The following is a 14,219-nucleotide window of genomic DNA, read 5'->3' as shown; positions in this document are numbered from 1 at the left end:
GGGCCCACCTCGGCTGGACGACTCCCACGCTAGTCAGAAATGATTTTCAAAACCAGAATGATTGGCGTTGAGATGAAAATCATTACCGAATCTTGACTTGGCCGGACCGTCAGTTCAGAGATCTATGAATCCAGGACATCATGAACTATCGTCGGCCACATGCTGACGCCTGCCACCGACGTCGACGCCCTGGTGCGGTTCGGCCGCGCACTCGCCGACCCGATCCGCTGCCGCCTCCTGCTCGCCCTTCGGGACTCCCCGGCGCACCCCGCCGACCTGGCCGAAGCGCTCGGGATCTCCCGCACGCGACTGTCGAACCACCTGGCCTGCCTGCGGGACTGTGGCCTGGTGGTCGCTGTTCCGGTCGGCCGCCGAACCCGCTACGAGCTCGCCGACCCGCAGCTCGGCCACGCCCTGGACGACGTTCGCACCGCCGTCCTCGCCGTCGACCGGGCCCGCTCCTGCCCGGACGCCGCGGACCAGGACTGCTGCTGATGCCTACCCCGGCTCGGCGCGAGGCGCTGGCCCGCCGGATCCGACTGCTGGTCGCCGCCACCATCGCGTACAACGTCGTCGAGGCCGTCGCCGCCATCACCGCAGGCAACCTGGCCTCCTCTGCCGCGCTGGTCGGCTTCGGCCTGGACTCCCTCGTCGAAGTGTCCTCAGCCGCCGCCCTGGCCTGGCAGTTCTCCGCTCGCGAGCACGTGGTGCGTGAGGCGCGGGAGCACGTCACGTTGCGGATGATCTCGCTGTCGTTCTTCGTGCTGGCCGCATACGTGAGCATCGACGCCGTCCTCACGCTCTGCGGCGGCAGCCACCCGCAGCACTCGCTGCTGGGGGTCGTGCTGGCCTCCGTGTCCCTGGCGGTCATGCCGGTCCTCTCCGCCTCCCAGCGCCGAGCCGGACGCGAGCTCGGCTCAGCCTCAGCGGTCGCCGACTCCAAGCAGACGCTGCTCTGCACCTACCTCTCGGCGGTCCTGCTGGTCGGCCTGCTCGCCAACGTCACCCTCGGCTGGTCCTGGGCCGACCCGGTCGCCGCCCTGGCGATCGCTGCGATCGCGGTCAAGGAGGGCCGGCAGGCCTGGCGCGGCGAAGCCTGCTGCGCACTCCCTGCCGCCGAGGCCAGCCAGGGCGGCTGCGCCTGCGCCTGTACCGGTGCTTGTGCCTGCTGACCTGTGATCGACTCGCCTCGGCGAGCTGTGACGGCAACGGCCTGTCGGTCGGCCCGAGCGGCTGCCGCGCGAGGCAGGCCTCCGCTACTCCCGTCAGGTAAGTCGCAAGTGTTCGATGTGGGCGAAGGCCTGGTCGAGGAGGGCGGCCACGTGGAGGGCGTAGACAGAAGTGCGGCCCTGGCGCTGGCGGGTGACCAGGGCGAGGGTGCGCAGCAGGCGCAGTTGGTGGGAGCAGGCGGACTGTTCCATGCCGACGGCGGTGGCCAGTTCGGTTGACGGGCAGGCGCCTTGGCGCAGGCGGGCGAGGATCAGCAGCCGTGAGGGGGCGGCGAGGGCTTGCAGGGTCGCCGCGAGTTGCTCGGCGGTTCGCGGGTCCAGGAGGGCCGGGGTGGTGATCGGGGTGTCGGGTGCGTGCCCCATGGCCTGTCCTTCCGTGCGCAGTGGTGGGTTGCCCGCCTGGTCGGACGGGTGGTGGGCAACCGGGAGCCGTCACCGGCGGGTTCGCGCCGGGCCGGTGGCGTGGGGCGGTGCGATGCGCTGGAGGTCGAGGGTGGCGGGGAGTTCGGCGATTCCGGGGCCGCCGGCGAGGGCGTACTGGGTGATCAGGTCGAGGCTGTCGTCGTCGAGTGCCCAGCCGAGCCAGAGCGGTCGGCCGCCTTGGGTGCGGCCTCGGGTGGAGGGCTGGACGACGATGACGTTCGACTGTGCGCAGGTGTCCAGGCAGTCCGTGGTGCGCACGAGCAGCCCGCCGTGCGAGGCGGCGGCGGCTTCGTGCAGGCGGGCGAGTTGGCCGGGGTGGTCGGTGTCGGGGTGCTTGGCGGTGCTGCCGCAGCAGCAGCCCCGGCAGACGACCAGTGTGCAGGGCCGTCCGCCTGGTCGCGTCGTCATCGGGCCAGGCTGTCCGGTAGTGGCCACGCCTCGATCCGCCCTTCGTAGTCGGCGATCACCAGGGTGTGTGGGTCGGCCCAGGCCATTGCGGTGACCGGTTCGGGCAGTTCCCGCATCCAGGTGGGCTTGACTCGGGTGCCGGGGCGGCCGGAGTCGGCGCGCCAGAAGGCGACGGTCCCCTCGGCGCCCGCGCTGGCGAGGACGGCTGAGCTGCCGGGGCGCCAGGCCAGGGCGGTGATGGTCTCGTGGGCGCGCAGCGAGCGCGGGCTGGTGCCGGCGGGTCCCTTGCCGGAGAACTCCCAGACGGTGATGTCGGGTGCGCCGTCGGAGGCCAGCCAGCGGCCGGTGTCGTCGAAGGCGAGGCGGGCGATCTTCTCGGGGTAGCCCTGCATGGTGAGGTCGTCGCCGTCCCGGGTGCGCCAGATGTGGATGCTGGAGTCCTGGTTGCCGGTGCAGATCCAGCGGCCGTTGGGGTTGAGCGCGATGGCGAGGTGCGAGCCGAGGTACTTGTACTCGGCGACCGGCTTGTCGGTGTGCCGCTCGTGGCAGCGCACGCCGCCGTAGGCGGAGCTGGCGAGGCGTCGGCCCTCGCGCAGCCAGGCGACGTCGGTGACGGTACTGGGTGCGGGGTCGGTGGCCCACTGCTGGGCGCCGTCGGTGTCCAGTACGAGGGCGCGGCGCCCGGAGGCGACCGCCAACCGGTCGGGAGCGGCCCACCGTACGGCGCTGGACCAGGCTCCGGTCTGCTCGGCGAGGACGCGCCCGTCGGCGCGGCGCCAGAGCGCGTGGCCGACGGGACCGGACAGTGCGAGGTGGGCGGCGTCCGGGGAGAAGGCGGCGGCGAGCAGTCCGCCTGGCAGCGTGACGGTGCCGACCGGGGTGCCGGTGGCGGCCTCCAGGATCCAGGCGGTGCCGCCCGCGCCCGCGATCGCGACCAGGTCGGCGGCTGCGGCGACGGCGATCGGCGCGTCGTCGACGGCGGTGGTCCAGGCGGGCGCGTTGGTGGCGGTCGTCATGCGTGGCCTCCTGCAAGGGAGTTGGCCGCGAGGCAGTCGGCGAAGCCCTCGTTGAGTTCCTCGCGGTCGAGGTTGCGGCCGATGAAGACCAGGCGGTTGCGGCGCATCTCGCCGTCCCGCCACGGGCGCCCGTTCTCGCCTTCCAGCAGCATGTGGACGCCCTGGAAGACGTACTGCCGCTCGGAGCCGGCGATGGCGAGGATGCCCTTGGAGCGGAAGATGTCGGCGCCCTTGGTGCGCAGCAGTTGGCCGAGCCAGCGGTTGAGGCGCTCCTGGTCGAGGTCTCCGGGAAGGTCGATGCCGACCGAGGTGACGGTGGTGTCGTGCTGGTGCTCGGTCTCGGTGAGGAAGGCCGGGTCGCCTTCCAGGACCCGGTCGAGGTCGAAGGCGTGGACGTCCAGGATCTTGTCCAGCTCGACCTTGGCGTGCTGGGCGCGGATGATCTCGACCGGGGTGTTGATCGCCCGGATCCGAGCGGTGACCTCGGTGAGGTGTGCTTCGCTGACCAGGTCGGTCTTGTTGAGGACGATCTTGTCGGCGAAGGCGACCTGCTCGACCGCCTCGTTCTCGACGCCTTCGGGCTTGACCTCGTCGAGGTGCTCCAGGATGTGCGCGGCGTCGACCAGGGTGACGATCGCGTCGAGGCGCAGCTGGGAGGCGATTTCGTCGTCCATGAAGAAGGTCTGCGCGACGGGGGCCGGGTCGGCCAGGCCGGTGGTCTCGATGATGATGCGGTCGAACGTGTCGCGGCGGCGCATCAGCGCGCCGAGGATGCGGATGAGGTCACCTCGGACGGTGCAGCAGATGCAGCCGTTGTTCATCTCGAAGATCTCTTCTTCGGCGTCGAGCACGAGGGCGTCGTCGACGCCGACCTCGCCGAACTCGTTCTCGATGACGGCGATGCGCAGGCCGTGCTGTTCGGTGAGGATGCGGTTGAGGAGGGTGGTCTTGCCGGAGCCGAGGAAGCCGGTCAGGACGGTGACGGGTACGCGGGTGTCGACCTGGTCCGTGGTCTCCTCGATCGTCGTGGCTGGGTTGGTCACGGTCGTTCTCCTTCGGAGGTCGTCGGGGGCTCGGCGAGGGCGGCTGCGAGCAGGTCGGGCGTGATCTCGTCGACGGGGTGGTGGAGCGTCCATCGCCGGGTGCCGCCGCCGGGTGGGAGCACGGCGACGACGGTCTCGACGGGCGGGCAGCCGGGCTCGGTGCAGTCGAGCTGCCGGATCAGGACGATGTCCTCGTCCGTCAGGGCGAGGAGGTGGCGGGCGTGGTTCTTGAGCGCGGTCAGCTGGGCGGCCTGGCGCGGAGGTGCTGGCTTGGGCATGACGTCTCAGGACTCTGGGGTCAGCAGGCCGCGCTCGTAGGCGCGGACCAGGTGGCGCGGCACGAGGTGCTCGCGGCCGTCGATGGTGATCGGCACCAGCTGGGGGGTGGTCGCCTTCCAGTTGGCGCGGCGGTGCCGGGTGTTGCTGCGGGACATCTTGCGCTTGGGGACGGCCATGCCGGGTTCCTCCTGGTGGTGGCGGTTGCTATGCGTGGGAGTGGTCGTGGTCCTGCTGGAGCCCGTACTCGTCCCACGCGGGAAACGGGTCCTCGAACGCTGTCCAGACGTGCGGCCCGGCCGCTTGCTCGGCGTCGCCCAGCAGGCAGTGGGCGAGTGCGGCGCGCAGCTCGTCCGTTTGCAGGCCGGTGCCGATGAAGACCAGCTCCTGGCCGTTGTGCACCTGCTCGTCGCCGAGGCCGGTCAGCGCTGTGGCGTCGGTCAGAGCAGCCAGGTGCGTCGCTGGGCTCGTGACCGAGCGCATGCCGGAGGGTTCGAAGCGGGCGACCGAGCCGGCCTGGGACCACAGGCCGGTGACGGCCGGTCGGGAGGCCAGCCAGAAGAAGCCCTTCGAGCGCAGCACGGTGCCGAACTCCCCTGCGTCGAGCCGGCGGCTCACCAACTCCCAGAGCCGGCCGGGGTGGAAGGGCCGTTCGGCGCGGAAGACCAGGCTGCTGATGCCGTACTCCTCGGTCTCCGGCACGTGGTCGCCGTTGAGTTCGGCGACCCAGCCCGGGGCCTCCTGGGCTTTGGTCAGGTCGAAGAGCCCGGTGCCGAGGAGTTCGGCGGGCGGGACCCGCCCGCCGGTCGCGCGGACGATCCGGGCCGCGGGGTTGAGGCGGCTGAGCGCGGCGGCGAGCCGGTCGGCCTCCTCGGACGTGACCAGGTCGGTCTTGTTCAGGACCAGCACGTCGGCGAACTCGACCTGGTCCATCAGCAGGTCGCTGACGGTGCGTTCGTCGTCCTCGTACTGGTCGAGGCCGCGTGCCGTCAGCTCGTCGCCGCCGCGCAGTTCGGGCAGGAAGTTCGCGGCATCGACCACGGTGACCATGGTGTCCAGGCGGGCTACGTCGCCCAGGGTCGCGCCGTCGTCGCGGGCGAAGGCGAAGGTGGCCGCGACGGGCATCGGTTCGGAGATGCCGCTGGACTCGATCAGCAGGTAGTCGAAGCGCCCGGCCCGGGCGAGCCGGTCCACCTCCTCCAGCAGGTCGTCGCGCAGCGTGCAGCAGATGCAGCCGTTGGTCATCTCGACCAGGCGTTCCTCGGTCCGCGAGAGCGCTCCACCGCCCTCGCGGACCAGCGCGGCGTCGATGTTGATCTCGCTCATGTCGTTGACGATGACCGCGACCCGCAGGCCGTCGCGGTTGTTCAGCAGGTGGTTGAGCAGCGTGGTCTTGCCCGCGCCGAGGAACCCGGACAGCACGGTGACCGGGAGGCGGCCGCTCACCGGCCGGCCTTCACGGCGGTCGGGGCACCGGAGACGTACGGCAGCAGGGCCATCTCGCGGGCGTTCTTGATGGCCCTGGCCATGGCGTTCTGCTGCTGGGCGGTGGTGGGGGCACCCCCGGCCGAAGGCTGGGGGAGGGTGACCCTACGGCTTCGGATCTTGCCGCGGTCGGAGATGAACTTCCGCAGGAGGTTCGTGTCCTTGTAGTCGATGTAGGTGATGCGGGCTTCGTGCAGCGGGTTGGGGCGTGCCTTGCGGTCCCGGCGGGCGGGGGCGATCTTGGTCACGGCTTCCTTGTTTCTGGTGAGAGTTGCGTACGCGTCAGGTGCCGACGGGATCGAGCAGTTCCTCGAAGGCGTCCGGCAGGGCCTTCCAGCCCGACTCGCCGGCCGCGAGTTCGGCGTCGGTGAGCAGGCAGTGGTCGAGCAGTTCGGTGATCCCGTCCACGTCCAGGCCTTCGGCGGTGAAGCTCAGTTGCTGCACCCGGTCGCCGTGGACGGCGTCCCAGTCGAGTGCTGCGGCGGCACGCCGTGCGGGCGGGTAGAGCTCCCAGGCCGCATCCGGCAGCGTGACCAGCCATGGACCGCACTCCTCCACCGCAAGGTTGGCTCCCGCCGCGTCCCAGGCGAGCATCAGGTCGGGGCGGTTGGCGAGCCAGAACCGCCCGCGGCTGCGCTGTGCGGCCGGGACCAGCTGGTCGAGGGCCTCGTAGAGCCGCTCGGGGTGCAGCGGTCGGCGGCGCTCCCACACGAGCGTGGCCACGCCCGCCTCGTCGGCGGCTTGTGGTAGCAGGGCCAGCGCCGGGTTGACCCGGTCACGAGCGGCCGTCACGTCGAATCCCCCGAGCGCCGCACGAACCAGGGCTCCGGTTCCCAGCCGCGCGGCGCGTGCGGTCGGGTGGAGCTGGCGCAGCATCGCGATGCCCGCGTGCAACTCCGCCGTCCCGGCAGTCTGCTCGGTGTGGGAGAGGGCCAGCACGTCGGCGTACTCGATCTGGTGGGCGAGCGCCTCCGCCACCGTGCGGTCGTCGTCGCCGCAGGTGTGCAGACGATGCTCGAAGAGCTGGTCCGAGACCGACAGTTCCGGGACGACCCGAAGCGGGTCGACGGCCGTGACCACGCCGACCACGTCCACCACCTCGTGCATGCACCGGTCGTCGGCCTCACCACCCGCTATCACCTCGACCAGCGGGTGCGGGTCGCTGCCGCCCCACAGCTCCACCACCGCCAGGCGATGGCGCCCCGCGTCGGCGATCTTCAGCAACTCGGGCAGTAGATCCTCCCGCAGCGCGCAGCACGGGCAGTCGTTGGTGAGCGGCACGTGGGCCTCGCCCAGCGGGCCGGACGCGTCCCAGGCCTTCCGGTCCACCCTGCCCTCGCCGGCCGCGGCCAGGTCGTGGTGCAGGACCACGGCACCCTCGCAGCCGGCGAGCAGCTCCAGGACGGCCTGACGGCGCTCGGCCTCGTGCAGGCCGGCGACCACCACCACGGGCAGCAGGCTCTGTTGGGACACGGGTCTTCCTTTCTCAGGCGCCGCACCGGCGTCGGCCGGCGGAGCAGGTCGGGGGTCGCACCCCGGGCCGCACGGACCGGGAGAGTTGGCACGGTCCGGGATGCGACCGGCATATGAGGCGTGCTACCAGCTGGCCTTGCGCACACCGGGCAGGAATCCGGCGTGGGCCTGCTGGCGCACCCCGATGCGGGAGAGCCCGAAGGCGCGCAGGTAGCCGCGCGGGCGGCCGTCGACCGCATCGCGGTTGCGGACCCGGGTGGCGCTGGCGTCACGCGGCTGGCGCTGCAGCTCGGCCTGCGCGGCCAGGCGTTCCTCGGGAGGGGTCGCGGGCGAGGCGATCAGGCGCTTGAGCTCGGCCCTGCGCTCGGCGTACCGGGCGACGACCACCCTGCGCTGCTCGTTCTTGGCGATCTTGCTGCGCTTGGCCATCAGACCTTCTCTCCCCGGGCGCGCACGACGGCGACGGCCTTCTCGATACCGAGCTTGTCGACGGTCTTGATGCCCTTGGCGCTCAGCGTCAGGCGGACGAACCGGCCCTCGCTCGGCAGCCAGTAGCGCTTGGTCTGGATGTTCGGGTCGAAGCGGCGCCTGGTGCGCCGGTGCGAGTGGGAGATGGCGTTGCCGAAACCGGGCTTGCGACCGGTGAGCTGGCAATGGGCGGACATGGCGACTCCGTGCCGGTGAGGACAGCGGCGGCAGACGGGGCCGGCGGGCCAGGGGAATGCCGCCACTGCCGCGAACGTTGAGCTGACACTACACTAGATGAAAACGAAAACCATTACGGTAGAGTCAGGATCACGCCAGCACGACACGCCAGGAAGGACCCCGATGGCCCGCAACGAACTGCGCCCGATCATCAAGCTCCGCTCCACCGCCGGCACCGGCTACACGTACGTGACCCGCAAGAACCGCCGCAACGACCCCGACCGCCTGGTGCTGCGCAAGTACGACCCGGTCGTCCGCCAGCACGTCGACTTCCGCGAAGAACGCTGACCCTCGAACCGACTCGCGACAGGAGCACACCGATGAAGCCCGGCATCCACCCCACCTACCGCCCCGTCGTCTTCCGCGACAAGGCCGGCGACCTCGCCTTCCTCACCCGCTCCACCGCCACCAGCGACAAGACCATCGAGTGGGAGGACGGCAACACCTACCCCGTCATCGACGTCGAGATCTCCTCCGCCAGCCACCCCTTCTACACCGGCAACGCCCGCGTCCTGGACACCGCCGGCCGCGTCGAACGCTTCCAGCGCCGCTACGGCCTCACCGGCTCCAAGCCCGGCACCGCGAGCTGACACACACCGACTCGTCCGGTGTACCAAGGAGGAATCAGTTGACCCCGCAGGGCGAGCCCTGCCCGCTGCCCGTCACCGTGCTCGGCGGCCTCGCCACCGGCGTCCGGGACTGCGTCGCCGACCTGGCACGCATCGAGGTCCCGGGACTGGCGGTGCTCGCCGTGCGGGTCGGCTCCGACGGCCGTACGGTCTCCTGGCAGGTGTACGAGCGCCGCGGGCCGGTCGGCGGGGGCACGCTGTCGCCGTCGCGGCCGTGCTCCTCCGACGCACTGCCGCCGGCTCTGCTCGCCGTCCTGCTGCGACTGGCGCGCACCGCCCGCTACCGGCACCTGCTGCTCACCCTGCCACCGGGCATGGCGCCGGACCTGGTCGCCCTGGATGTGGCGGAAGGCCACATCCGCGGGCAGGCACTCGCCGATCACCTGCGCATCGACACGGTCGCCGCCTGCGTCGACCTGTCGCGACTCGAGGACGATCTCGGCTCCGGCGACCGGCTCCTGGAGCGGGGCCTGGCCATCGGGCCCACAGACCGACGCACCGTCGCCGAGACCGCCGCCCAGCACCTCGAGAGCGCCAGGACGGTGGTGACATCGAACGCACACGACCCGGATCCCGCCGCCTCCGCACGCGCCGTCGCCCTGGTGCGCCACCTCTCCGCGTACCACTCAATGGCCCACATCTGCCACGACCCACTGTCGGGCAACCTCTGGACGCCCAACCTCTCGGCACTGATCGGCCAGAACCACTTCGCCGCCAACGACGTACGGGACCGGCACGGGCCGCTGCCCGTCCCCCGGCAGCTGCGCGCACCGGAGTTCGGCGTCCGCACCACGTACTGGTCATCCCGCCGGCCCATGCACGCACAACGCCTGTACGACGCACTGGCGCAGATCTGCGCAGGCGTCATTCGCGGACACGGGCACCTGTGGCTCGCCAACCGGCCCCAGTCCATCCACCGGTGGGAGTCCGCCGGCGAGCACCTGGCCATCCAGACCGCAGGCACCTGGCTGCCCGAGGAGGACGGCAAGGCATGGCAGGCGGCGTCGGCCGAGCGGCGCACCTTCGCCGCGCTGCTCTGGCACCCCTACTACGGCGAGCGCCGCTGCGAACTGACCCTCACCGGCATCGACCTCGACGTCACCGCACTCCACCACCTGCTGAACAACTGCCTGCTCACCGATACCGAACTCTCCCTGGGCGTCGAGCGCTGGCGACTCTCCGACGACCCGTTCGCCGACGCCCTGGGAACCGACTCGCCGTCGTAGCGACAACACACCCGGTGACCGTCCAGGATCACCCGGCTCAGCCCGTGCTCTCACCTCGACCGCGACAGCGTCATAGGAGGGAACACCAGGCCCCATTTCGGGACTTGTGGAGAGCCCTTTGCATTTGCAAGGCGCACGACAGGTTCGGAGAGCGGCCTGGAGAACCGGGCTGGCGGCAACGCCAGGGCCGCACTCCAGGCCGACTCAACCCGCACCAGGGCATCGCGAACGCCCGCCCCCTCCGCGCCCTTCCCCAGCCATCGGCGACTTGACACAGCGTCAGCTCATCCATCACAGTCGCTAACTGTAATGGTTTTCATCTTCGATAGAACGTGAGCCCCCGTGAAGGTCGCCTTCGTGGGCAAGGGCGGCAGCGGCAAGACCACGCTGTCCGCACTCTTCGCCCGTCACCTGGCCGCGTCCGCGCGCACCGTGGTCGCCGTCGACGCCGACATCAACCAGCACCTGGCCGTCGCCCTCGGCATGAGCGAGGACCAGGCGTTCCTGCTGCCCGCCCTCGGCGAGCACCTCACCGAAATCAAGGACTACCTGCGCGGCTACAACCCGCTGATCTCCTCGGCCGCGGCCATGGTCAAGACCACGCCGGCCGGCCGGGGATCACGCCTGCTCCGGCCCGCCGGAGACGACCCGATCCACCAGCGCTTCGCCCGCCCGGCTGGCGCGGTCACCCTGCTGGCCACCGGCGCGTTCACGGAGGATGACCTCGGGGTGGCCTGCTACCACTCCAAGGTGGGAGCCGTTGAGCTCTACCTCAACCACCTGGTCGACCAGAGCGGCGAGTACGTGATCGTCGACATGACCGCCGGAGCCGACTCCTTCGCCTCCGGCCTCTTCACCCGCTTCGACCTGACCTTCATCGTGGCCGAGCCCACCCGCAAGGGCGTCTCCGTCTACCGCCAGTACCGCGACTACGCCGCCGAGCACGCCGTCCCGCTCGCCGTGGTCGGCAACAAGATCACCGGCCCCGACGACGTCGACTTCCTGCGCCACCACATCGGCGACGACCTCCTCGTCTGCCTCGAACACTCCCCCTACGTCCGCGCCCAAGAGCAGGGCCACCACGCACCGCTCGACCGACTCGAAGAAGCCAACCGGGCCGCCCTTGACCGGCTGCACTCCGCCGTCGACGCCCGCCCCCAGGACTGGCAGCACTTCCAGGCCCAGGCGGCCGCTTTCCACCTCAAGAACGCCGCGGCCTGGGCCAACGAGAGCACCGGCGAGGACCTGGCACAGCAAATCGACCCCGGCTTCGTCCACGGCCCCGCCGCCCTCCAGGCACTCTCCTCCAGCTAACCGACCCGCAGACACGAAGGGACCGCCCCCATGTCGCTCAACATCACTCCGGCCCTCCTCGCCCAGGCCGAAGCCGGAGAGGTCAGCCAGGCCGACTTCATCGAAACCGTCCGCACCTCCCTCCCCTACGCATACCGGGTCGTCGCCGGTCTCCATGAGGAACTCGGCACCACCACCAACGAGTTCGTCGACAACAACACCACGCCCACCGACGACGAGCGTGCCCAACTGCTGCGCGCCCTGGCCAGCAACGCCATCCGCGCCAGCCTGGAGGACCACTTCGGCGTCAAACTCGCCTTCGTCAACTGCCACCGCGTCGCTGCCTTCCGACCCGGCACCGAGCAGGGCGACACCTACCGCGAGTTCACCTCGCAGCGCACCCAAGTCCTCAACCAGACCCCCGAACTGCGCAGCTGCTGAAGCGCTCCTCCCCCGCAGACCTGTGGGCGGCACCGTCGCGCCGGTGCCGCCCACAGTCACAATCCATCACCTGAAGAACATGCCCAATCCTGCGGACCGCCCTCAGCCGGTGGCCCGGAAACGGGACGACCCGGCAACGGCGCCCCAAGGCGCCGACCGCCTCCGCGGCGCTGAGAATGAGTGGACAACCGGTCGTAGCCTCATTCAGGGGCTACCCGAGAGACACCGCGATCCGATGCACGCCAGATCGTCGCCCCCGACATGAGCAGTAGATCATCAAGCCGGCGGGCACGCCGCTCAGCGCGATAGCCGCCTGTGCGTCAGAATGGTTCGCCAGAAAGCACTGTGCAGGGCGCGTTTTCCCCGGAGGCACGACTTCATGACCCGCTACTGCGTCGACCCCGACCGACGCGAGCTGACCGCCACCTGGGGCACCGGCGAAGGCAACCTCGCCACCCGCATCGCCACACTCCCCACCGGCACGGACACCGCCGCGCTCCTGAGCCTGGCCCGCGCCCTCACCCAGCTGTCGGAAGCCGCCTGGCACACCTACACCCACCCCGCCAGCGCCGCCGGTTCCGTGGAGCCCAACAGCGAGGGCTGGCGACGCGAGAAGGAACGCCAAGCCTTCAACGAGGTCACGGAGGTGATCTCCCAACCGAACCTGCCGCAGGGCGGCTCGGTGACCGTCTCATACAGCCCCCTGCTCGAGTCCGCCCACCAGGCCGGTCGCGCCCTGCACGCCCTCGACAACCCCGACCTCGCCAAGGCCGTGCTCGCCGAGACCGCAACCGAACTCGCCGCCGTGGAGAGCGCCGAACTCGGCGGCCTCACCGGCCGCGCACAGCAGGCCGTGCTCCTCAGCCGCGAGGACGCCTCTCCCGTCCAGGTCGCCGCCGCCGACCGGCTCCTCGAACAGGACCCTTTCGGGCCGGCAACCCTGTTCTCCGACATCGACCCGACCGCCGCGTCGGTAGCAGCCGCCCACTGGCTGGCCGCCGCAGCCGAGGTCGCAGCCGACGCCTCCGGCCAGAGCCCCACCGCGGTCCTGCTCGAAGCCGACGACATCGAGGCCCTCCCCCACGAGACACCCACCCTCGTCCTCGAACTCCTCGACTCCGGCGCCTCCCCGCGCGAAGTTGTCACCACCCTCGTCCACCACGCCATGCACGTCGCCGACGGCCTCCTGCCCGACCCCACCGACCTGCGCGAGCAACTCGACGACTTCGAGGAGTCCCTCGCCGAGTACGCCGGCGACGACGGACACGACATCCAGGACATCGGCTTGCGCCTGACCCCGCTCGACCCGAAGCGCCCGGCCCGCGATCTCCTCGAAGACCTCCTCGCCGGCATCCACGGCTGCTGGCTCCTCCACAGCGAGTACGACGAACTCGACAACGACGAAGAGGACGAAACCGAGGACGACGAGGAACGGGAGGCCGAAACGCACCAGCACCACAGCCGCGCACGCTTCGCCCAACTCGTCCGCGCCGCCGCCGCGCGCAACCACGACCGGCTCCTATAGCAGCGCCCCGCCGCTCGGGGGCGCCGTGTGGCCAGCAGCGCGCAGCCTGTCGACACAGCGAACCCGGATCCGGTTTCGGTCACCCACAGTGACGAAAATCGGGGTCCGTGGGCCGCTCCTGCCCACTTCGGCCGGCACCCGCGCAGACGGAGACGGCGCGAGAAGGGCCCGGCGGCGCTCGAATGCCCGAGCGGCGCGACCACCACGCGACCACCATCCGTAGATTCCTAGCGTGACCTGCGCTTTTCCCTTGGACTAGCACAAGGACGACCAGCGTCTGGGGGGCGAGACTGGGAGGAAACCTCCGCACGAGCCTTCGAGGCGATCACGATGCGACGCTCAACCAAAGATCGCGGACGCGTCTACCGGCGCTGCGGCTGCCGCGACACCGACCGGCGCCAGCTCGGCGCCCGCTGCCCGCGCCTGCTCTCCGAGCCCGATCACGGCACCTGGACCTACGCCGTCGACGTCCCCTGGTCCGATGCCCGCCGCCACACCGTGCGCCGCGGCGGCTACCCGAACGAGGACGCCGCCCGCACCGACCTGCACCGCTTCCTCGACGGCAAGGCCTTCGGCTACAGCCCCGACCCCAGGCAGACCCTCGGCGAGTACCTGATCGCCTGGCTCGCCACCCAGGAACTACGGCTCAAGCCCACCACCCTCGCCCGCTACCGCGCCTACATCCACAACGACCTCATCCCCGCCCTCGGCCACATCCCCCTCGACGACCTCGCCTACGAACACATCGACGCCTACGCGCGCACCGAACTCGCCGCCGGCCGCGGCCGCGTCACCGTCCACCACATCCTCGCCACCCTCTCCAGCGCCCTCGGCACGGCCGTCCTGCGCCACCGCCTAGGCCACAACCCCGCAAGACCCGCCATCATCCCCCGCCCGCCCACGCCCGAACGCCGGATCTGGACCCCCGACGAGGCGGTGCGCTTCCTCGACTACGCCCACGAGCACGACCCGCTGTTCGCCAACCTCGTCGAGCTCGTCATCAACACCGGCATGCGCAAAGGCGAAGCCCTCGGCTTGCACTGGGAC

20 protein-coding genes are annotated in these 14,219 nt (G+C 70.8%); 9 read left to right on the top strand and 11 right to left on the bottom strand.

Translation table 11 applies throughout. The features are described 5' to 3' along the window. The first annotated feature begins 159 nt into the window (after nt 1–159). Entirely contained in the window at nt 160–495 is a 336-nt protein-coding gene (locus LN042_RS31615) for an ArsR/SmtB family transcription factor (RefSeq protein ID WP_230054866.1), read from the top strand. Further along, nucleotides 495–1,172 (top strand): cation efflux transmembrane domain-containing protein, encoded by a 678-nt coding sequence (locus LN042_RS31610; RefSeq protein ID WP_230054865.1) that lies wholly within the window; start codon nt 495–497, stop codon nt 1,170–1,172. Before LN042_RS31615 ends, LN042_RS31610 begins: the two co-directional genes overlap by 1 nt. 93 nt (nt 1,173–1,265) lie before the next feature. Here LN042_RS31610 and LN042_RS31605 read toward each other — a convergent pair whose 3' ends face one another. The 11 genes from LN042_RS31605 to rpmB form a co-directional block, all read right to left on the bottom strand. Beyond that, nucleotides 1,266–1,592, bottom strand: a complete 327-nt coding sequence (locus LN042_RS31605; protein WP_230054864.1) for an ArsR/SmtB family transcription factor — start codon at nt 1,590–1,592, stop codon at nt 1,266–1,268. A gap of 69 nt (nt 1,593–1,661) precedes the next feature. Then, nucleotides 1,662–2,060 (bottom strand): (2Fe-2S) ferredoxin domain-containing protein, encoded by a 399-nt coding sequence (locus tag LN042_RS31600; protein WP_230054863.1) that lies wholly within the window; start codon nt 2,058–2,060, stop codon nt 1,662–1,664. After that, a complete protein-coding gene (locus LN042_RS31595) occupies nt 2,057–3,076 on the bottom strand; it encodes a WD40 repeat domain-containing protein (RefSeq protein ID WP_230054862.1) in 1,020 nt (339 codons plus the stop codon). Before LN042_RS31595 ends, LN042_RS31600 begins: the two co-directional genes overlap by 4 nt. Further along, a complete protein-coding gene (locus LN042_RS31590) occupies nt 3,073–4,119 on the bottom strand; it encodes a CobW family GTP-binding protein (protein ID WP_230054861.1) in 1,047 nt (348 codons plus the stop codon). The genes LN042_RS31595 and LN042_RS31590 overlap by 4 nt, the downstream gene beginning before the upstream one ends. Next, the gene (locus LN042_RS31585; protein ID WP_230054860.1) at nt 4,116–4,397 is read right to left on the bottom strand and encodes a hypothetical protein; all 282 of its coding nucleotides are present in this window, start codon (nt 4,395–4,397) and stop codon (nt 4,116–4,118) included. Before LN042_RS31585 ends, LN042_RS31590 begins: the two co-directional genes overlap by 4 nt. 6 nt (nt 4,398–4,403) lie before the next feature. Beyond that, nucleotides 4,404–4,574 carry a 50S ribosomal protein L32 gene (rpmF, locus tag LN042_RS31580; RefSeq protein ID WP_230054859.1) on the bottom strand — a complete coding sequence of 57 codons (171 nt, stop codon included), beginning with the start codon at nt 4,572–4,574 and terminating at the stop codon, nt 4,404–4,406. A 28-nt stretch (nt 4,575–4,602) separates the two neighbouring features. Next, entirely contained in the window at nt 4,603–5,841 is a 1,239-nt protein-coding gene (locus LN042_RS31575; RefSeq protein WP_230054858.1) for a GTP-binding protein, read from the bottom strand. Then, complete coding sequence (rpsR, locus tag LN042_RS31570) at nt 5,838–6,119, bottom strand: 30S ribosomal protein S18 (protein WP_230054888.1); 282 nt, start codon at nt 6,117–6,119, stop codon at nt 5,838–5,840. The genes LN042_RS31575 and rpsR overlap by 4 nt, the downstream gene beginning before the upstream one ends. 43 nt (nt 6,120–6,162) lie before the next feature. Continuing rightward, a complete protein-coding gene (locus LN042_RS31565) occupies nt 6,163–7,353 on the bottom strand; it encodes a CobW family GTP-binding protein (protein WP_230054857.1) in 1,191 nt (396 codons plus the stop codon). 123 nt (nt 7,354–7,476) lie between these two features. Further along, nucleotides 7,477–7,782 carry a 30S ribosomal protein S14 gene (rpsN, locus tag LN042_RS31560; RefSeq protein ID WP_230054856.1) on the bottom strand — a complete coding sequence of 102 codons (306 nt, stop codon included), beginning with the start codon at nt 7,780–7,782 and terminating at the stop codon, nt 7,477–7,479. Further along, entirely contained in the window at nt 7,782–8,018 is a 237-nt protein-coding gene (rpmB, locus tag LN042_RS31555) for a 50S ribosomal protein L28 (protein ID WP_230054855.1), read from the bottom strand. Before rpmB ends, rpsN begins: the two co-directional genes overlap by 1 nt. Before the next feature lie 163 nt (nt 8,019–8,181). Here rpmB and rpmG point away from each other — a divergent pair, with 163 nt between their 5' ends. The 7 genes from rpmG to LN042_RS31520 form a co-directional block, all read left to right on the top strand. Continuing rightward, nucleotides 8,182–8,346: a 50S ribosomal protein L33 gene (rpmG, locus tag LN042_RS31550; RefSeq protein WP_030461239.1), complete on the top strand. Its 165-nt coding sequence runs from the start codon at nt 8,182–8,184 to the stop codon at nt 8,344–8,346. 32 nt (nt 8,347–8,378) lie between these two features. Further along, nucleotides 8,379–8,648 (top strand): type B 50S ribosomal protein L31, encoded by a 270-nt coding sequence (locus LN042_RS31545; RefSeq protein WP_230054854.1) that lies wholly within the window; start codon nt 8,379–8,381, stop codon nt 8,646–8,648. 38 nt (nt 8,649–8,686) lie between these two features. Next, the gene (locus LN042_RS31540) at nt 8,687–9,913 is read left to right on the top strand and encodes a GTP-binding protein (protein ID WP_230054853.1); all 1,227 of its coding nucleotides are present in this window, start codon (nt 8,687–8,689) and stop codon (nt 9,911–9,913) included. Between the two features lie 342 nt (nt 9,914–10,255). After that, a complete protein-coding gene (locus LN042_RS31535; RefSeq protein ID WP_230054852.1) occupies nt 10,256–11,227 on the top strand; it encodes an ATP-binding protein in 972 nt (323 codons plus the stop codon). 30 nt (nt 11,228–11,257) lie between these two features. Beyond that, on the top strand, nt 11,258–11,647 hold the full coding sequence (locus LN042_RS31530; RefSeq protein ID WP_230054851.1) for an SCO5389 family protein: 390 nt from the start codon (nt 11,258–11,260) through the stop codon (nt 11,645–11,647). Nucleotides 11,648–12,026: 379 nt separating this feature from the next. Next, nucleotides 12,027–13,172: a hypothetical protein gene (locus LN042_RS31525; RefSeq protein WP_230054850.1), complete on the top strand. Its 1,146-nt coding sequence runs from the start codon at nt 12,027–12,029 to the stop codon at nt 13,170–13,172. A gap of 330 nt (nt 13,173–13,502) precedes the next feature. Continuing rightward, on the top strand, nt 13,503–14,219 hold a 717-nt coding region (locus tag LN042_RS31520), incomplete at its 3' end, for a site-specific integrase (protein WP_372495851.1).

The organism is Kitasatospora humi, from assembly GCF_020907985.1.
GTDB lineage: Bacteria > Actinomycetota > Actinomycetes > Streptomycetales > Streptomycetaceae > Kitasatospora > Kitasatospora humi.
This window is presented reverse-complemented; position numbering and strand designations above follow the sequence as displayed.